12 protein-coding genes are annotated in these 14,295 nt (G+C 66.4%); 8 read left to right on the top strand and 4 right to left on the bottom strand.

Annotated features, from left to right (window positions below):
• Positions 1-69 precede the first annotated feature (69 nt).
• Together alaS and recA are read right to left on the bottom strand one after the other, a co-directional pair.
• A complete protein-coding gene (gene alaS / locus V5F78_RS10820) occupies positions 70-2,727 on the bottom strand; it encodes an alanine--tRNA ligase (RefSeq protein WP_394068200.1) in 2,658 nt (885 codons plus the stop codon).
• 281 nt (positions 2,728-3,008) lie between these two features.
• Positions 3,009-4,091, bottom strand: coding sequence for a recombinase RecA (gene recA / locus V5F78_RS10825; RefSeq protein WP_394068198.1), 1,083 nt, complete (start codon positions 4,089-4,091; stop codon positions 3,009-3,011).
• A gap of 256 nt (positions 4,092-4,347) precedes the next feature.
• On the opposite strand from recA, the gene V5F78_RS10830 reads away from it, so the two are divergent.
• Positions 4,348-5,415: a mannonate dehydratase gene (locus V5F78_RS10830; RefSeq protein WP_394068196.1), complete on the top strand. Its 1,068-nt coding sequence runs from the start codon at positions 4,348-4,350 to the stop codon at positions 5,413-5,415.
• An 87-nt stretch (positions 5,416-5,502) separates the two neighbouring features.
• Here V5F78_RS10830 and V5F78_RS10835 read toward each other — a convergent pair whose 3' ends face one another.
• Positions 5,503-6,411 carry a FadR/GntR family transcriptional regulator gene (locus tag V5F78_RS10835; protein ID WP_394068195.1) on the bottom strand — a complete coding sequence of 303 codons (909 nt, stop codon included), beginning with the start codon at positions 6,409-6,411 and terminating at the stop codon, positions 5,503-5,505.
• On the opposite strand from V5F78_RS10835, the gene V5F78_RS10840 reads away from it, so the two are divergent.
• The 6 genes from V5F78_RS10840 (at position 6,392) to V5F78_RS10865 (ending at position 12,342) form a co-directional block, all read left to right on the top strand.
• Positions 6,392-7,471 carry a substrate-binding domain-containing protein gene (locus V5F78_RS10840; RefSeq protein ID WP_394068194.1) on the top strand — a complete coding sequence of 360 codons (1,080 nt, stop codon included), beginning with the start codon at positions 6,392-6,394 and terminating at the stop codon, positions 7,469-7,471. The two genes, V5F78_RS10835 and V5F78_RS10840, sit on opposite strands and share 20 nt — an antisense overlap.
• A gap of 85 nt (positions 7,472-7,556) precedes the next feature.
• A complete protein-coding gene (locus V5F78_RS10845; RefSeq protein WP_394068192.1) occupies positions 7,557-8,582 on the top strand; it encodes an ABC transporter substrate-binding protein in 1,026 nt (341 codons plus the stop codon).
• A 239-nt stretch (positions 8,583-8,821) separates the two neighbouring features.
• Positions 8,822-9,640 carry an ABC transporter permease gene (locus V5F78_RS10850; protein ID WP_394068190.1) on the top strand — a complete coding sequence of 273 codons (819 nt, stop codon included), beginning with the start codon at positions 8,822-8,824 and terminating at the stop codon, positions 9,638-9,640.
• Positions 9,641-9,645: 5 nt separating this feature from the next.
• Positions 9,646-10,452 carry an ABC transporter permease gene (locus V5F78_RS10855; protein WP_394068188.1) on the top strand — a complete coding sequence of 269 codons (807 nt, stop codon included), beginning with the start codon at positions 9,646-9,648 and terminating at the stop codon, positions 10,450-10,452.
• Positions 10,449-11,522 (top strand): ABC transporter ATP-binding protein, encoded by a 1,074-nt coding sequence (locus V5F78_RS10860; RefSeq protein ID WP_394068186.1) that lies wholly within the window; start codon positions 10,449-10,451, stop codon positions 11,520-11,522. The genes V5F78_RS10855 and V5F78_RS10860 overlap by 4 nt, the downstream gene beginning before the upstream one ends.
• Positions 11,523-11,526: 4 nt before the next feature.
• On the top strand, positions 11,527-12,342 hold the full coding sequence (locus V5F78_RS10865) for a phosphodiesterase (protein ID WP_394068184.1): 816 nt from the start codon (positions 11,527-11,529) through the stop codon (positions 12,340-12,342).
• A 15-nt stretch (positions 12,343-12,357) separates the two neighbouring features.
• Here V5F78_RS10865 and V5F78_RS10870 read toward each other — a convergent pair whose 3' ends face one another.
• Positions 12,358-13,125, bottom strand: a complete 768-nt coding sequence (locus tag V5F78_RS10870; RefSeq protein ID WP_394068182.1) for a GntR family transcriptional regulator — start codon at positions 13,123-13,125, stop codon at positions 12,358-12,360.
• A gap of 66 nt (positions 13,126-13,191) precedes the next feature.
• Between V5F78_RS10870 and V5F78_RS10875 the strand changes: the two genes are divergently transcribed.
• Positions 13,192-14,268, top strand: coding sequence for a 4-hydroxythreonine-4-phosphate dehydrogenase PdxA (locus V5F78_RS10875; RefSeq protein ID WP_394068181.1), 1,077 nt, complete (start codon positions 13,192-13,194; stop codon positions 14,266-14,268).
• Positions 14,269-14,295 lie beyond the last annotated feature (27 nt).

Here is a 14,295-nt window from a genome sequence, read left to right on the forward strand (position 1 = left end):
CCCTTCGTCGCCTGCGGGCAGCGCTCGTGCTTGGCCCCCCGCCAAACCTGAGCCGCCTTCGACAAGGACTCAGCCGGCGAGCACGCTTTCGATCGCCGCGAGGGCTGCATCGGCCTTGCTGCCGTCCGGGCCACCGCCCTGGGCCATGTCGGGCCGGCCGCCGCCCCCCTTGCCACCTAGCGCCTCAACGCCTGCGCGCACCAGGATCTGCGCATCGAACCGGCCGGTAAGATCGGCGGTCACGCCCACCACCAGACCGCCCTTGCCGTCGGCCGCCGTGTTCGCGACGGCGACCACACCCGATCCGATCTTGGCCTTGCCCTCATCCACGATGGACTTCAGATCCTTTGGATCGGCGCCGCTCATGGCGATGCGCAGATAGCGGGTGCCGTTCACTTCAACGATCTGCGGCCCGGTATCTGCCGCTCCGCCACCCGCCATGGCAAGGCGCTTGCGCAGGTCGGAGAGTTCGCGCTCAAGCTTGCGCCGCTCCTCGACGAGCGCGGTGACGCGCGTCTCGAGCTCACCCGCCGGAGCCTTGAGCGCCGCAGCCGCCGATTGCAATGCCGCATTGGCCGCATTGAGATGATGGCGGGCGGTCGTCGCTGTCAGAGCTTCGAGACGCCGAACTCCGGACGCCACCGCGCCTTCCGAAACGATCGTGACGATGCCGATGTCGCCGGTCCGCGACACATGGGTTCCGCCGCACAGTTCCACCGAATAAGGCGCGCCATTGCCGGGGTCGGTGCCCATGGAGACGACGCGAACTTCGTCGCCATATTTCTCGCCGAACAGCGCCCGAGCTCCGGATTCAATGGCCTCGTCCACCGCCATGAGGCGCGTGTCCACGGGCTCGTTCCGCAGCACATAGGCGTTGGCGATGTCCTCCACCCGCGTTAGCTCGGCCTGCGAAAGTGGCTTGGGGTGGCTGAAATCGAAGCGCAGTCGGTCCGGCGCCACGAGCGACCCCTTCTGGGCCACATGGTCGCCAAGCACGCGCCGCAACGCTTCGTGCAGCAGGTGAGTGGCGGAATGATTGGCCCGCACGGCCGAGCGGCGTGCGTGGTCCACCGTCAGCGCGACCGCAGCCCCCACCCGGAGCGCCCCGTCCGTCACCTTGACGTCGTGCACAAACAGGTCGCCCAACTTCTTCTGGGTGTTGAGGATTTCGGCAACGAGCCCGCTCTCGCCCGCGAGCTTCCCGCTATCTCCCACCTGCCCGCCGGACTCGCCATAGAAGGGTGTCTGGTTCACCACCAGCAGCCCCTGCTCGCCCGCCTTGAGTTCATTGACCTCGACACCATCGCGAACCAGGGCGCGCACCACGCCCTCGGCACTTTCCGTGTCGTAGCCGAGGAATTCCGTCGCCCCCTCGCGCTCACGCAAGGCAAACCAGACTGCGTCCGTCGCCGCCTCGCCAGAGCCCTGCCAAGCCGCGCGGGCATCCGCCTTCTGGCGCTCCATCGCGGTCTTGAAGGCGTCGGTGTCCACATGAATGCCGCGGCCGCGCAACGCGTCCTCGGTCAAATCAAGCGGGAACCCGTAAGTATCGTAAAGCTTGAACGCCACGTCGCCCGGAAAACGCGCACCGCTGATGAGGCCGGCGCTTTCTTCCTCCAGAATCAACAGCCCGCGTTCGAGCGTGCGGCGGAACCGACGCTCCTCCAGAAGCAACGTCTCCGTTGCGAGCGCTTCGGCCCGAACAATCTCGGGATAAGCGCGGCCCATTTCGCGCACCAGAATCGGCACGAGGCGATACAAGAGCGGATCGCGTGCGCCCAAAAGCTGGGCGTGGCGCATGGCGCGCCGCATGATGCGCCGCAGCACGTAGCCGCGGCCTTCGTTGGACGGCAGCACGCCATCGGCGGTGAGGAAGACGGAGGCGCGCAGATGATCGGCGATGACTCGATGACTTGCCTTCTGCGGACCGTCCGGGGAGACGCCCGTCAAGTCCGCCACCTCGGCGATGATCGCCCGCATCAGGTCGGTTTCGTAATTGTCGTGCGTGCCCTGCAGGAGGGCGGAAATGCGCTCGAGCCCCATGCCGGTGTCGATCGAGGGGCGCGGCAGCGCCAGGCGTTCCCCGCCCGGAAGCTGCTCATATTGCATGAACACGAGATTCCAGATCTCGATGAAACGGTCGCCGTCGGCGTCCGCCGAGCCCGGAGGCCCGCCGGGAATATGCGCGCCGTGATCAAAGAAAATTTCCGAACACGGACCGCAGGGCCCGGTGTCCCCCATGGCCCAAAAATTGTCGGAGGTGGAGATGCGGATGATGCGATCGTCCGATAGGCCGGCGATCTTCTTCCACAAGGCGTGCGCCTCGTCGTCCTCGGAATAGACCGTGACCAGGAGCCGGTCCTTCGGCAATTCGAATTCGCGGGTGACCAGGTTCCAGGCAAGCTCGATCGCGCGGTCCTTGAAATAATCGCCGAACGAGAAATTGCCGAGCATTTCAAAGAAGGTATGGTGCCGGGCCGTATAGCCGACATTGTCCAGATCATTATGCTTGCCGCCGGCGCGGACACATTTCTGGGAAGTCACAGCCCGCGAATAGGGGCGCTTCTCCATGCCTGTGAAAACATTCTTGAACTGCACCATGCCCGCATTGGTGAACATGAGCGTCGGGTCGTTGCGCGGCACCAGAGGCGAGGAGGGCACCGCCTCGTGGCCCTGCTTCACGAAATAATCGACGAAGGTCGACCGGATCTCATTCACGCCGCTCATGTGCCGGCCACCATACCCTTGACTGGATTTATCCCGACGCGCGGACGGGCGCGGCGTCGGTTCTCGCACGGCCAGGACAAACGCCAAAGCCCTCATGCGCAAGCGAAGATCGTTTAACGATGCCGTTTCCGCTTGTCCAGAAAAGCGTTTCCAGCGCCTCCCCGCCAGGGTGCTGTGACCCCGCCCGCGCGCGTCACCGCGGGCCGGGCAAAATCGTGCCCACGGCTTCAAAAGGCGGAGCCGAGCCCCGCCTTCCTATTCCCGAAACTCCAGGCGGATCCTCAATCCTCGGCAGCCTCGGCGGCGTCCTCCTCGTCGGGACCAGCGAGGATCTGCTCGGCGATCAGACCTGCGTTCTGACGCACGGCCGCTTCGATTCGCCCTGCGACTTCCGCATTCTGCTTCAGGAAGGCCTTGGCGTTCTCGCGTCCCTGGCCGAGCCGCTGGCTGTCGTAGGAAAACCAGGAGCCCGACTTTTCCACCACCCCGGCGCGCACGCCGAGATCGAGCAGTTCGCCGGTCTTGGAGACGCCTTCGCCATAGATGATGTCGAACTCCACCTGCTTGAACGGAGGCGCCAGCTTGTTCTTCACCACCTTGACGCGGGTCTGGTTGCCGATCACCTCGTCACGCTCCTTGATCATCCCGATGCGGCGGATGTCGAGGCGTACAGAGGCGTAGAACTTCAAGGCGTTGCCGCCGGTCGTGGTCTCGGGCGAGCCATACATCACGCCGATCTTCATGCGGATCTGATTGATGAAGATCACCATGGTATTGGACTTGGAAATGGACGCGGTCAGCTTGCGCAGGGCTTGGCTCATCAGGCGGGCCTGCATGCCCGGCTGGCTGTCGCCCATCTCGCCGTCCAGTTCGGCCCGCGGGGTGAGGGCGGCGACCGAATCGACCACCAGCACATCCACCGCGCCGGAGCGCACCAGCGTGTCGCAGATCTCAAGCGCCTGTTCGCCCGCATCCGGTTGAGAAATAAGGAGATCGTCCAGATTTACGCCGAGCTTGCGGGCATAGATGGGATCGAGCGCATGCTCGGCGTCGATGAAGGCGCAGACGCCGCCCTTTTTCTGAGCTTCTGCAACGGTATGCAGGGCCAGCGTGGTCTTGCCGGACGATTCGGGGCCGAAGATCTCGACCACCCGGCCGCGCGGCAGCCCGCCGATGCCCAGCGCGATGTCCAGCCCCAATGACCCGGAAGGAATGCTTTCAATTTCAATGGCTTTGCCGCTCTTGCCGAGCCGCATGATCGAGCCCTTGCCGAAATGCCGCTCGATCTGTGAGAGCGCGGCGTCGAGCGCTTTCGTCTTATCCATGGAGGAACCTTCGACGAGTCTGAGTGTGGACTGAGTCATCGCTGTGTGCTCCGCCGGGTGCAAGGATTATTCGCTACCCGGAATTTGTACCTGTTTTGTTCGATGTTCGCAATATGTTCTCATTGATCTCTTCGCACATCGTTTAATTTCGGTGAAACGTTTTCTGTCGGAAAAGCACGCGCGACATTTCGGGCTCGTCAAGGGCGTTGAAGTGGATTTGTCCGTTGGATTACACAACTGGTCCAGCCACCGTACCAGTATCATAATGCCGAGCCGCGCCCCGCAGGAGGTCGCAATGAAGATGACGTTCCGCTGGTATGGAAAGGATGATCCCGTCCCGCTCGCGAACATCGCCCAGATCCCGGGCCTGCATGGCATCGCCTCCGCGGTGCAGGGGGTTCCGGCGGGCCATCCGTGGCCGCTTGAGGAGATTTTCGCGCTCAAGCGCGAGGTGGAGGCGCACGGCCTTGCGCTCGAGGTCATCGAGAGCGTGCCGGTGCACGAGGACATCAAGCTCGGCAAGCCGAGCCGCGACCGGCTGATCGGGGTGTTCTGCGAGACCCTTTCCCGGCTCGGCAAGGCCGGGGTCAAGGTGGTCTGCTATAATTTCATACCTCTGTTCGAGTGGACGCGCACGGCGCTCGACTTCAAGCTGCCGGACGGCTCCACCACCCTTGCGTTCGATGCCCGCACGGCCGGCCGCGTCGACCCGAGCGAAGGCACCTTTTTGCCCGGCTGGGACCTGCGCTACGGACCGGAGGAACTGCGCTTCCTCCTCGGGGAATATTCCGACGTCGACGAGGACGCCTTGCGGGAGCATCTGATCTATTTTCTCCAGCGCGTGATCCCCGCCGCCCGCGCCGCCGGCATCGCCCTGGCGATCCACCCGGATGATCTGCCGCGGTCCATTTTCGGCCTGCCGCGGATCGCCAAGAACCGGGCCGATCTTGCCCGCATCCTCGATGCGGTGGACGAACCCGCCAACGGTCTCACCCTGTGCTCGGGGGCGCTCGGCGCGGACCTGGCCAACGACGTGCCCGCCATGGTGCGCGAGTTCGGCGGACGCGGCCGGGTCCATTTCGCCCACATGCGCAACGTGCAGGCACAGCCGGATGGCAGCTTTGTCGAATGCGCGCATCTCTCCCGCGCCGGCTCGCTGGACATGGCCGAAATCGTACTCGCCTATGTCGAGATCGGCTTTACGGGCTATTTCCGGCCCGATCACGGCCGCATGATCTGGGGTGAGGCTGGGCGGCCCGGCTACGGCCTGCATGATCGCGCGCTCGGCGCGGCCTATCTAAACGGGCTCTGGGAAGGGGCCAGCAGTGCCTTGGCGCGGGCCCGCGCTCCCCTGCCCAGCTAGCGGCTTTTCCGGCGAGCCGCTTGCCCAGCGACTTGCCGGCCAGCGCTCGTGGGCTCTTCTATTGGGCCCTTCTATTGGGCGCTTCTATTACGTGCGTTCGCGCGCGGGCTGGGGTGCCATCGTGGCCGCCTTTTCGAACAGATGCGCATGGACATTCTGAAGATGCCGGCGCATGCGGGCCGCGGCCGCCGCCGCATCGCCCGCCAGGATCGCCTCGGCGATCCGCCGATGATCCTCATTCAGGAGCAGCGGCAATTCGTCTTCCGCATACTTGGCTTCCAGGTGCCGGAACATCGCATCGTCGCGCGTGGTCCAGAGAAACTCGACCACCTGCCTCAGCACCCGGTTGCCCGACATCGCCGCGATCAGCAGGTGAAACCGCTTGTCGTGGGCCAGGAACGCCTCGGTGCTCACGGGATGATCGTCGAACGCCTCGGTGATCTGGCGCAGCGCAGCCTTCTGCGCGTCCGAACCATTGAGCGCGGCAAGCTCGGCGGTGCGGCCCTCCACCACCTCGCGCGCCGCCAGAAGCTCCTCCGCGCTGACGCCGTGAATGTCGGGCGCGGGCGTGGATGAGAGAGCCGGGTCGCGCACATAGACGCCTTGGCCGGTGCGGATATCCACCCGCCCCTCAATCTCCAGGAAGATCAGCGCCTCGCGCACCGAAGTGCGGCTGACGCCGAGCTGCTTGGCCAGTTCGCGTTCCGCCGGCAGGGCCTGGCCCGGCCGAAAGGCGCCGGACTCCATATGGGCGATCAGCGCCTGCGCGATTTGCTTATAGAGCCGGTCCACCTTGATTTTGGCTAAAGGCATTGCGTTCTGTCGATCCCGCCCGTGGCCACGCCGCTGCGCGCCGTCCTCCTTATCCCATCGCCCTGCCGTTCCGACAATCCGCGTCGGCCACGTCATACGGCTGTAACATCGCGGCCCTAGGAGAGCCGTGTAAACGGTTACATACTCAATCCGGGGAGCCGTCTTGGCGCGCACCGTCACCATACGAACCGTCGCCGAGCGTGCCGGCTGCTCCATCGCCACGGTCAGCCGCGTCATCAATGGCACGGCGCGCGCCAGTGCGGAGGCCGAGGCGCGCGTGCGCGCCGCGATCGCCGAGCTGGACTTCCGCCCGAGCGAGATCGGCCGCTCGCTCAAGACCCTGCGCACCCGCACCGTCGGCGTGGTGATCCCGAGCCTCACCAATCCGGTGTTCGCGAGTTCCGTTGCGGGCATCGAGGCGGAAGCGCGGGTGCGCGGGCATGCGCTTCTGGTCACCGCCACCGATTACGATCCCGCGCGTGAACGCAGCGTGGTGGATACGCTGGTGGCGCAGAGCGTGGCGGGCCTCGTGCTCACCGTCGCCGACCCGGACGCCAATCCCACCCTCGATATGCTGGACGCCGAGGGCATCCCCTATGTGCTGGTCTATAACGAGCCGCAGCGCATTTCCCGCCCCGCCGTGACCGTGGACAATGCCGGCGCCACCCGCGCGCTGACCGAGGCGCTGATCGCCCAGGGGCATCGGCGCATCCTTTTCATCGCCGGGCGCTTCTCCTCGTCCGATCGCTCGCGCCTGCGCCACCAGGGCTATCTCGCCGCCATGGGGGCGCACGGCCTTGCGCCGGAACCGGTGCTGGAGTTGGACTATATCGCCGACGCCCCGGCCCATCGCGCCGCGCTGGAAAGCCTGTTCGCGGCGCACGGGCGGCCCACCGCCATGATCTGTTCCAACGATCTGCTGGCGCTCTCCATCATCGCGGCTGTTCGCGCCATGGGGCTTTGCGTCCCCGCCGACATGTCGGTGGCGGGGTTCGACGGCATCGCCATCGGCCGTCTCGTGACGCCGGAACTCTCCACCGTCGACCAGCCGACCCGCCTCATGGGCGCGCGCGCCATCGAGCGGCTGTTCGACATGTTCGATGGCGCAACGGGACGGGCGGTGGAGCACCTACCCTATCATCTGCGCCTCACCGGCACCCTCGCCGCAGCGCCGCCGGACCCCGGCGCCGCCCTCCATTCCTCCGATCCGCCCGCGGGCGGATCGCGCGCCCCGGCCGCCTGACGGCCCGCCTTTCGTACCGCGTTCCCGACCCGTCCGGCCCTCTGGGCCGGGCACCCCTTTGTGCGACCCTATGAAAGACCACGGCATGACTTTCTCAGCCTTGAAGTCCCTGCTCGCCGCGCCGCTGCTCGCGGCCGCGCTCCTGCCTGCCGCCACGCTCGCACCCGCCAAGGCGGCGGACGCCATCTGCTACAATTGCCCCACCGAATGGGCCGATTGGGGCAGCATGCTCAAGGCCATCAAGGCCGATACCGGCGTCGAAGTGCCGCCGGACAACAAGAATTCCGGCCAGTCCCTGGCGCAGATCATCGCCGAGAAGGCGAGCCCGGTGGCGGACGTGGCCTATCTCGGCGTCACCTTCGGCATCAAGGCCAAGGAAGCCGGCGTCACCCAGGCCTATGAGCCGAAGAATTTCTCGCAGATCCCCGCCGGCCTGAAGGATCCGCAGGGCCATTGGTTCACCATCCATTCCGGCACGCTCGGCCTGTTCATCAACAAGGATGCGCTCGGCGGCGCGCCGGTGCCGGCCTGCTGGGCGGACCTCTTGAAGCCCGAATACAAGGGCATGGTGGGCTATCTGGACCCCTCCAGCGCCTTCGTCGGCTATGTGGGCGCGGTGGCGGTGAATAACGCGCTCGGCGGCTCGCTGGAGAATTTCGCCCCCGGCCTCGACTTCTTCAAGAAGCTCGCCGCCAACCAGCCGATCGTGCCGAAGCAGACCTCCTATGCCCGCGTGGTCTCCGGCGAGATCCCGATCCTGTTCGATTATGATTTCAACGCCTATCGCGCCAAATACAGCGAGAAGGGCAATTTCGCCTTCGTCATTCCCTGCGAGGGCTCGATCGTCGTTCCCTATGTGATGACCATGGTGAAGAACGACCCGCATCCCGAAGCGACCAAGAAGGTGCTGGACTATGTGCTGTCCGACAAGGGACAGGCCATGTGGGCGGCCGCCTATCTGCGCCCGGTGCGCGACGTGCCGCTGCCGAAGGAGGTCGCCGACCGCTTCCTGCCCGCCGCAGATTACGCCCGCGCCAAGCCGGTGGACTACGGCAAGATGGAGAGCGTGCAGAAGGGCTTCTCGGACAAGTATCTCGCCGAGGTGAAATAGGCGGTCGCGTGCCCCGGGTGCCCCACAAAAGCCCTCTCCCGCTTGCGGGGGAGGGTTGGGAGGGGGTCGGAGCGCGGCGGCGGGTTCGGCCGCAGACGGTCTAGGGCCTCGGCGTAGCAAGGAATCGTGCGACGGGCGGAAGCGTGCCGGGGCCGGCCGCATTCCCCCTCCCCAGCCCTCCCCCGCAAGCGGGAGAGGGAGCCACGTATCCTTCGGTTCCCATCGAACGTGTGAAAGCCATGAACAGCGCCGATCGACTGGCCAATATCCTGCTGCTGCCGCTCGGCGTGTTCGTGCTCGCCTTCTTCCTGCTGCCTTTGGTGCGGGTGGTGGCGGTGGCCGGCGCGGGGCCGAACGGGATGGCGGAATATCTCCTCATCCTCACCAATCCCCGCCATTTCGCGACCCTGATTGCCACCCTCACGCTCTCCGCCGGGGTGACGCTGGCGACGCTCGCCATCGGCACGGTGGCCGCGCTGTTCCTGGCGCAGAACCGCTTCTTCGGCCGCGCCCTGCTCGTCTCCATGCTCACCTTGCCGCTCGCCTTTCCCGGCGTGGTGGTGGGCTTCATGATCATCCTGCTGGCGGGCCGGCAAGGCTTGCTCGGCGGCATCACCCAGAGCCTCGGGCTCGGCAAATGGGTGTTCGCCTATTCCATGGCCGGCCTGTTCGCGGGCTATGTGTATTTCTCCCTGCCGCGGGTGCTGGTGACACTGATGGCGGCGGCGGAAAAGCTCGATCCCGCCCTGTCGGAAGCCGCGCGCTCGCTGGGCGCGGGGCGGTTCGAGGTGCTGCGCGACGTGATCCTGCCGGGGCTGGCGCCGGCGCTGATGGCCTGCGGCGCCATCGCGTTCGCCACCGCCATGGGGGCGTTCGGCACCGCGTTCACGCTCGCCACCCGCATAGATGTGCTGGCCATGACGATCTATACCGAATTCACCCTGGCCGCGAATTTCTCCAGCGCCTGCGCCTTGTCGCTGGCGCTCGGGCTGATCACCTGGGGCGTGCTGGCGGCGACGCGCAATTTCGCCGGCGCCGGCGTCGCGGCGGCGGGGTGAGAGCCATGCGCACCAAACCCCTCGTTTTCGCCTTCCAACTGCTCGTGACGCTGCTTGCGGCCGCTTTTCTGGTTGTACCGGCCCTCACGAGCATACTTGCGGGCCTTACGGTCAATTATTTCCAGGGGGTGCGCTCCGGCCTCACGCTGGAATGGGTGGGGCAAGTGTGGGGACTTTATGCCCCCACGATCTTCCGCTCGATCCTGATCGCGCTCGGCACGCTCGCGGTCACGCTGCTGATCGGCGTGCCCGCCGCCTGGGCGCTGGTGCGCAAGCCCGGCCGCTTCTCGCGCCTGGTGGAAGAGATCGTGACCCTGCCCGTCGCCATTCCCGGCCTTGCCTTGGCGCTGGCGCTGATCCTGGCCTATGGCGGCATCCGCGCGTTCCGGGCGAGCGATGCCTTCATCCTGGTGGGGCACGTGCTCTACACCTTGCCCTTCATGCTGCGGGCGGTGATGGCGGTGCTCACGGCCGTGGACGTGCGCACGCTGGAGGAAGGGGCGGCGAGCCTTGGCGCCTCGCCCTGGCAGCGCTTCATCCAGGTGGTGGTGCCCAATGCGCGGCCGGGGATCCTCGCCGGCGCGCTGATGGTGGTGACGCTCTCCATCGGCGAATTCAACCTCACCTGGATGCTGCACACGCCGCTGACCGCCACCTTGCCCGTGGGGCTGGCCGACAGCTATGCCTCCATGCGGCTCGAAATCGCCAGCGCCTATACGCTCGTCTTCTTCATCATGATCGTGCCCCTGCTGCTCGCCATCCAGTTCGTCGGCGGCGAGCGCCGGGCCATGAACCGGAAAACCCGCCCGTGAGCCACTCTGCCCCGCCCGCCCCCGCCTCCGCTCTCGCCGGCCATGGCGCAGCCATCGCGCTGACGCGCTGCGCCAAGACCTTCGCCGACGGCACCCGCGCCCTGGAGCCGCTGGATCTCTCCATCGCGGCCGGCGAGACGTTGGTGCTGCTTGGTCCCTCGGGCTGCGGCAAGACCACGACCTTGCGCATCATCGCCGGGCTGGAGGCGCCCGACGCCGGCGGCACCGTGACCTTCGACGGCGCCGACGTGACCGCGCTGCCCATCGAGAAGCGCCATGTGGGCATGGTGTTCCAATCCTATGCCCTGTTCCCCAACATGAACGTTATCGAGAACGTCTCCTACGGCCTGCGCGTGCGCGGCGTGCCCAAAGCGGAGCGGCTGAAGCGCGCCGCCGAGGTGCTGGAGATGATGCGCATCGACACCCTCGCCACCCGCCGCATCGACCAGCTTTCCGGCGGCCAGCGCCAGCGGGTGGCGCTGGCCCGTGCGCTCGCGGTGCGGCCCCGCGCCATCCTGCTGGACGAGCCCCTGACCGCGCTCGACGCCGCCTTGCGCGAGCATCTGCGCACCGAGATCGACGCGCTTTTGCGCAGCCTCGCCATCACCGCCATCTATGTCACCCACGACCAGGCGGAAGCGCTCGCGCTGGGCGACCGCATCGTGGTGATGCGCCAGGGCGCCATCGCCCAGATCGGCACCCCGCGCGAGATCTATTTCCACCCCGCCGACGCCTTCGTCGCCGGCTTCGTCGGCACCACGAATCGTCTGGAAGGCAGCGTGCGCAACGGCCGCTTCGAGACCGCCGCCGGGTGCCTGCCCCATGCTGGCGCGGACGCCGCACAGGCGGCGCTGGCGTTCCGGCCGGAAGTTGCGCGCATCTGCGCCCCGGAAGAGACCGGGCTTCACTTCACCATCGCCCAGGTGCATTTCCTCGGCGCGCGACAGCGTGTGGTGCTGGCTGCGCCCGACGGGACCCGCATCATCGTAGAAACCGCCCCCGAGGACGCGCTGACGCTCGGCGCCCGTGTGGGCCTCGCCATCGACCCTTCCCGCCTCGTTCCGGTGTGAGCCCATGCTGATTGCCCAGTTGACCGATACCCATATCCGCCCCTCCGGCACGCTGGCCTATGGGGTGGTGGACACCGCCGCCCTTCTGGAGCGCGCTGTGGAGCATCTCCGCGCGCTCGCGCCACGCCCCGACGTGGTGTTGGTGACGGGCGACCTCACCGATTTCGACCGGCCGGACGAATACGCCCGCTTCCGCGCGCTCACCGACGCGCTGCCCATGCCGCTGCTGCCCATTCCCGGAAATCACGACAGCACGCCCGGCGTCGCGGCGGCATTCCCGCAGATCGCGGCGCGGGCGCAGGCGGGCAAGCTGAATTATGTGGTGGATGATTTTCCCGTCCGCCTCGTGATGCTGGATTCGTCCCTGCCCGGCGCCTCACACGGCGAACTCGGCGCGGCCACCCGCGCGTGGCTGGACGAGACCCTCGCGGCGACTCCCGACCGGCCGACCTTGATCGCCCTCCACCATCCGCCGTTCCTCACCGGCATCCATCATATGGACCTGCAGAATTTGCGCGACGCAGAGGCGCTGGAAGCGGTTGTGACGCGCCACGCCCATGTACTCGCAGTGGTGTGTGGGCATGTGCATCGCTCGATTCTCACCCGCTTCGCTGGGGTGCCGGCCTCCATCGGCCCTTCGCCCGCCCATGCGGTGAGCCTCGATCTCGACCCCGCCGCTCCGCCCACGTTCCACCTGGAACCGCCCGCCCTGCATCTGCACCGTTTCGTGGGCGGACGGCTGCTGACCCATCTCAGCTTTATCGGTCCCTATGCCGGGCCATATCCCTTCTTCGGGCCGGACAACGTGCTGCTGGGCTGACGTCCGCGGGCGAGGCTAAAGCTCGCTCTCCTGCGAGACATCCTGAAGGCGGTGGAGCGTCAGGTCCAGATGGCGCTCCAGGACGAGATGCAATCTTTCCTTGTCCCGTGCCGCCAATGCATCCGCCATTTCAATGTGCTGCTTGACCGCCTCGGTCCAGATTTTCGGCTTGTCGTTGCCGATGAAGCGCACCCGCCGCAAACGCTCCTGCACGGTGCGGTGAAAGCGCGCGAGCGTCTCGTTGTGGGACATATCCACCAGTAATTGGTGAAGCTGCTGGTTGAGCTTGAAATAAGCGAGGCGATTGCGCGCCTCATAGTCGGCAATCATCTCCTCATGGGTGGCGCGGAAGCGGGCGATCTCCTCGTCGCTCGCGATTTCGCACGCAATGCGCGCACAGGTCTGCTCGATCGCGCCAAGGGCGCGCATCATGTCGATGGTTTCATCCAGCGCGAATTTGCGGATGATGGCGCCCTTGTTGCGCACCAGATCCACCAGACCTTCGCTGGCGAGCGTCTTCAGCGCCTCTCGCAAAGGCGTCCGTGAGACACCGAGCGATTTTCCCAGCTGAACTTCATTGATCCTGCTTCCAGGGTCGAGGCGCCCTTCCACGATCATGTCGCGAATACGCATGGCGACTTCATCATGCAGCGTGCGCTGCTGAATCGGCACCTCCTGATAATCCACGGCGGCGGTTGGCCCACGGAGCAAGGTCACGGCAAACTCGAAGTTGTTCCCTCTCGTGTCTAGCGCAAAAAAAAATGCTTGCAAGCGGCTGCCCACTGCGTGCAGAACACTGTATGCACTTTGAGAGGGCGGCGACAGATCGCCCCTTGGGAGGAGCCGAGCATGGGATTTTCCGCCGCCATCAGCGGGCAGGATCGGTGTGTCATGGGCCTCGCCATGGGCGATCCCGGGGGCATCGGCGCCGAACTCGCCGCCATGATGCTGACCGACCCGGCGATCGGCGGAGCCATGCAGCTCGTCGTGCTCGGCAACCGGCGGATGCTGGACGCCGGCGCCGCCACTTGTGGAATCGCCCTCGATCTGCCCGCCCTGCCGCTCCAGGATCTCAGCCGCGAGGCGATTGCCGCTGCGCCCGGCCATGTGATGGTCGAGGTGGGCGGCGAAGCCGATTTGAGCCACCTGCCGGCCGGCGAGCCCACCCGCGCGGGCGGCGCCTTCGCGCTGGAGAATTTCCGCACCGGCATCCGCCTTGCCGACGCGGGTGTGCTCGACGCTTTGTGCTTCACGCCCTTCAACAAATACGCGATGCGCCTCGCCTATCCCTCTTACCAGGACGAGATCGTCTTCATCTCGGAGATCCTCGGCCCGGGCAGCGGCGTCGCCGAATTCAACGTGGCCGACATCTGGACCGGGCGCGTCACCTCCCACGTGCCGCTCTCGAAGGTCGCCCCGCTCATCACCCGCGAGGCGGTGCTGGGGCGGCTGGTGATGACCGATCGCATCATGCGCGCCGGCGGTGTCGCCCATCCGAAGATCGCGGTGGCGGGGCTCAATCCCCATGCCGGGGACAACGGCAATTTCGGACGCGAGGAGATCGAGGTGATCGCCCCCGCCGTCGCCGAGGGCCGCGCGCGCGGCATTGATTGCGACGGCCCGTTCTCGCCGGACACGGTGTTCGTGCGCGCCACGCGCGGCGACTTCAACTCAGTTCTGACCATGTATCACGACCAGGGTCAGATCGCGATGAAGCTGATGAATTTCGAGAAGGGCGTGGTCCTTTTCGGTGGCTTCCCCTTCCCCATCTGCACCCCCGCCCACGGCACCGCCTACGACATCGCGGGCCAGGGCAAGGCCCATCCCGGCGCGATGCGCGCCACCCTGCTTCTGGCTGCGAGCCTGGCGCCCGGCAGGGCTGCCCCCGCCCCCATTGTGACATCCAGCGCCGCCGCCTCCGCCTGAGGCCGCGCGAACGAAGAATAAGGGAGG

Origin of the sequence: Roseixanthobacter glucoisosaccharinicivorans (assembly GCF_043195095.2) — a bacterium.
Lineage (GTDB): Bacteria > Pseudomonadota > Alphaproteobacteria > Rhizobiales > Xanthobacteraceae > NCEH01.

Bases quoted from the DNA above. Each gene is read 5' to 3' on its own strand.
- alaS (WP_394068200.1), bottom strand. From the start codon at position 2,727: ATGAGCGGCGTGAATGAGATCCGGTCGACCTTCGTCGATTATTTCGTG.
- recA (WP_394068198.1), bottom strand. From the start codon at position 4,091: ATGACTCAGTCCACACTCAGACTCGTCGAAGGTTCCTCCATGGATAAG.
- V5F78_RS10830 (WP_394068196.1), top strand. From the start codon at position 4,348: ATGAAGATGACGTTCCGCTGGTATGGAAAGGATGATCCCGTCCCGCTC.
- V5F78_RS10835 (WP_394068195.1), bottom strand. From the start codon at position 6,411: ATGGTGACGGTGCGCGCCAAGACGGCTCCCCGGATTGAGTATGTAACC.
- V5F78_RS10845 (WP_394068192.1), top strand. From the start codon at position 7,557: ATGACTTTCTCAGCCTTGAAGTCCCTGCTCGCCGCGCCGCTGCTCGCG.
- V5F78_RS10850 (WP_394068190.1), top strand. From the start codon at position 8,822: ATGAACAGCGCCGATCGACTGGCCAATATCCTGCTGCTGCCGCTCGGC.
- V5F78_RS10855 (WP_394068188.1), top strand. From the start codon at position 9,646: ATGCGCACCAAACCCCTCGTTTTCGCCTTCCAACTGCTCGTGACGCTG.
- V5F78_RS10865 (WP_394068184.1), top strand. From the start codon at position 11,527: ATGCTGATTGCCCAGTTGACCGATACCCATATCCGCCCCTCCGGCACG.
- V5F78_RS10875 (WP_394068181.1), top strand. From the start codon at position 13,192: ATGGGATTTTCCGCCGCCATCAGCGGGCAGGATCGGTGTGTCATGGGC.